This is a genomic window from Spirosoma spitsbergense DSM 19989 (assembly GCF_000374085.1).
Lineage (GTDB): Bacteria > Bacteroidota > Bacteroidia > Cytophagales > Spirosomataceae > Spirosoma > Spirosoma spitsbergense.
Genome location: NZ_KB893481.1, coordinates 1 through 3,613, shown reverse-complemented (window position 1 = coordinate 3,613; position 3,613 = coordinate 1). Strand labels below are relative to the sequence as shown.

The window sequence follows — 3,613 nt, the reverse complement described above, 5'->3', positions numbered from 1 at the left end:
CTGACGCTAAATGCAACTAAGTTGGCTTTGCAGGAACTCAACAGCCTCAAAAGTCAATCTACTCTATTGGCCAAGGCTGCGTAACATCAGTTAGTTAGTAATTGCTTAATGGTTGTTCAATTGATTTGTGAATGACCCCGAGTTGGGTATGGTCTGTGTTAGCGTGCTTGTTATCTCTACACTACCTGCTGAGTCAAATAAGTCATCAGCTGGATGGCTGAGTTAATGACCGGTCCGCCCATCGGGTCAGCGTATAGCGTTTCAAATGGGCCTTCACCAAAATACAGTCCGTCGGAAACTAAGAACGTTAGACGGGCGGTACCAGCGGTGGGAAATGGTCGGCGTTCGCCTTCCCACCGGCCAATGTGTTTCAGCACCTGGCCACTGTTCATAAAAAGCTGGTCGATCAATTGGCTGGACTCCATAGTTTTGGTTTCCCAAACCAGCAGCTTTTCGGACTGATTGATGTACCGGGCCGTGCCATCGCTGAAGGCGGCCAACACATCAAGGCCATTTGGTAAAGCCACTTCGATAATTACTCCTAACAGCTCTTTATGCTGAATGGGCGCATTGGCCGCTAACAGATGATAAGCCAGCAATCGTTGTCTGGCCTCAAGAGTTTGATCAGCCGCAACGATCTTTACCTGCGTGTAATCGGGGGCGGCAGCCAGCAGACAATCCCACGGATACGCGGATGATTGGGTGGCTGATTTGTACAGGTCAATATTGTCGCAAAAAATCAGGTTGTAAACATGGTTCAGACCAGCATCACTGTAAGGCTGTTTAGATGTTAGGGTCAATGGATTCATGGCGTTTGATTTGATGGTTGCCAGCGCACACCGTGGCGTTGGGTGTTACAAAAGTGGCGGCTGCCAGCCCCGTCGGCAACAATTTTCCCACCATTGGGTCATTCCGCTGCCTGAGTCGTATGCTATTGCCCCTGAGCCGTTTTTTGTAAAGTCAAGCCGCCATGCGATTGAGTCTGCATACAACAAGAATTCCCCGTTGTGCGCAACGGGGAATTCTTGTTGTATGCAGCCAGGACGGGCTTCGTAAACGGCTAAACGGGGGCAGACGTCTTCCCTTGATAGTCGGTTGGCAGCATGCCAAACTGCTCGCGGAAGCACTTAGCGAAATAAGACAGTGAATTGAAACCCACGCTGTAGGCAATTTCGGACACACTACCGGTCCGCCCTTCCAGCAATTGAGCGGCCCGTTTCAACCGCATGAGCCGGATGAAATCGCTGGCTGCTACGCCCGTCAGGACAACGAGTTTCCGGTGTAGCTGCATGCGGCTCAGGCCCACTTCCTGCCCAAACTGCTCAGCTGTAAAGTCAGCATTGCCGAGGTTAACCTCAACAATAGCCATGACCCGCGCCAGAAACTTTTCGTCGGCCGAGGTCACCGTAATATCCTTCGGCTGGATTCGGATATCCCGACTGAAACGCTCGTGCAGTTGCCGACGGGTAGCGATCAGGTTTTGGCTTCGGATCAGTAACTCGCGGGCGTCGAATGGTTTGGTCAGGTACTCATCGGCCCCGGTCTGGAGACCCGTCAGGCGCTTGTCCTGCGACGAAAGAGCCGTCAGCAGGATGAACGGAATATGGCTGGTAGCCTCATCGATTTTAATGTGGTAACAAAGATCAATGCCGTCCATGTCGGGCATCATCCAGTCGCTGATAATTAGGTCGGGCAGGTAATCCTGTGCCAGTTGAAGGCCCTGACGACCATTTGCGCTCTCCAGCACCCGGTAGATGGGCTGCATCAGGTCACGGAGAAAGGTTCGTACGTCGTCATTATCTTCCACCAACAGCAGTAGTGGCCGCTTATCATGGCCCTGAATCAGGGGGGGCGCAACCGGCAGGTGGTTCGGACTTGCGGCCAGAAAGAATCGGTCGGTTTGACGTGGTCTGGGGAGAACTAAGCTGGCCACTGTCTTGTCTGACGTGTCTGACGCAACAAACGGAAGCCGCACCACGAATCGGGCTCCCGCGCCGGGCTCACTGTCGATGCGAATCGTACCCTGATGCAGTTCAATAATCTCTTTAACTAATGACAACCCAACCCCCGTGCCGGGCTGCCGGTCGGCGCGGGACGCTTCGCCCTGGTAGAATCGCTCAAAAACCAGGTCGGCCTGCTCCGGCGCAATGCCAGGGCCCGTATCGTCGACGGTTACCTGAACAAACCCGTGGCCGTCAAGCTGAACGGGGGTGGCCTGTACCGTAATTTCTCCGCCATCGGGCGTGAATTTGAAGGCGTTGGCCAGCAGGTTGGTTACTACTTTTTCCAGTTGATCGGCATCGTGACTGACCGACAGGCTTTCCGGCGAGAGCTGGACCGAGAGTCGGATGTGGCGTTGCCCGGCCAGCGACGAAAAAAGGGAGACCACTCCATTCAGCAGGGGTTTTATGTCGTCGGTTTGCCGGTGCAGATTTAGCCGGCCAGATTCAAGTTTGGACAGATCGAGCAGTTGAGTAATCAGGTGCAGCAATCGTTCGGCATTGCGGTACATAACCGATACCTCGGCCCGCCGAATGATGGTTTCTTCGTTTTCGGCCATGAGGTGCAGTTTTTCACTCAACGTACCGATAATGAGCGTCAACGGGGTCCGGAATTCATGCGTGACGTTGGTGAAGAAACGGGTTTTGGCTTCATCCAATTCCTGAAGCTGACGGGCCTGCGTGGTGAGCACAACGGCCTGGTTTTCCAACAGGTGCGTTTGCGTTTCCAGTTGCTGATTCTTTTCGGCCACGACTTTGCCCTGCGTCAGCAGTATCTGATCGTTACGGATTTTCAGCCGCTGGCGACTTACGACCAGCGCAGCAATAATCAGCGCGGCCAGTAAACCGGCACCAACGGCATTGCGCCACAGCTGGGCCACCCGCTGGTCCTTCTTCAATAATTCTATTTCGGCCTGCTTCTTTTCCGATTCGTATTCGGCCTGCACCCCGGCTATTTTTTTTGTATTTTTCTCGTTAAAGACCGAATCCTTCAGGGCCACCCACCTCGACTGAAATTGGTACGCGTTGGCGTAATCGCCCGTCTGCGCATGGGCAGTCGCCAACCCCTTATACACCCGTAACCGACCCTGCTGCTGTTTGAGGGCTTCGACCAGAGGTAGCCCTTTATTAAAAAACTGGAAACTCTCATCCGCCCGTCCGGTCTGCAACCGGATTTCGCCCAGCGACAGCAAACTCGATATAATACCGGGGGTGTAGCCCAACTGAGTAGCGGCCTGCAAAGCCCGCTGAACACTGGTTTCGGCCCGGTCATACTGCTTCATCCGGGAATAGGTCTCGCCCAGATCGTTGTCGCAGATAACCAGCCCCATTGGCTCATTCAGTGCAGCGAAGCGGCTACGGGCCTTATTCAGGTAGGAAATGGCGTTGGTGTTGTCTTTTTTGAGCTGGTAGATGACGCCGATGTTCGCTAACACACCGGCCTGATTACGCGCATCGACACCGGCACTTTCACGAAAGGACTGCCAGTAATAGTGTAGGACCTGGTCGTATTTTTCCCAGGGGGATTGCATGAAAAGCTAAGTTAGCCATCTTTGCCCGATGGATGTAGCTGACTTTTTTTTTGAGGTTGATGACCCGCGCCAAAGTGGCAA

2 protein-coding genes are annotated in these 3,613 nt (G+C 53.6%); both read right to left on the bottom strand.

Annotation, left to right across the window (positions count from 1 at the left end; genetic code table 11):
- Positions 1–176: 176 nt before the first annotated feature.
- The gene (locus B157_RS0110805; protein WP_020603343.1) at positions 177–809 is read right to left on the bottom strand and encodes a hypothetical protein; all 633 of its coding nucleotides are present in this window, start codon (positions 807–809) and stop codon (positions 177–179) included.
- Positions 810–1,060: 251 nt separating this feature from the next.
- Positions 1,061–3,532, bottom strand: coding sequence for an ATP-binding protein (locus B157_RS35045; RefSeq protein WP_020603342.1), 2,472 nt, complete (start codon positions 3,530–3,532; stop codon positions 1,061–1,063).
- Positions 3,533–3,613 lie beyond the last annotated feature (81 nt).

Coding starts and splice junctions, on each gene's coding strand:
- B157_RS0110805 (WP_020603343.1), bottom strand. CDS start 809: ATGAATCCATTGACCCTAACATCTAAACAGCCTTACAGTGATGCTGGT.
- B157_RS35045 (WP_020603342.1), bottom strand. CDS start 3,532: ATGCAATCCCCCTGGGAAAAATACGACCAGGTCCTACACTATTACTGG.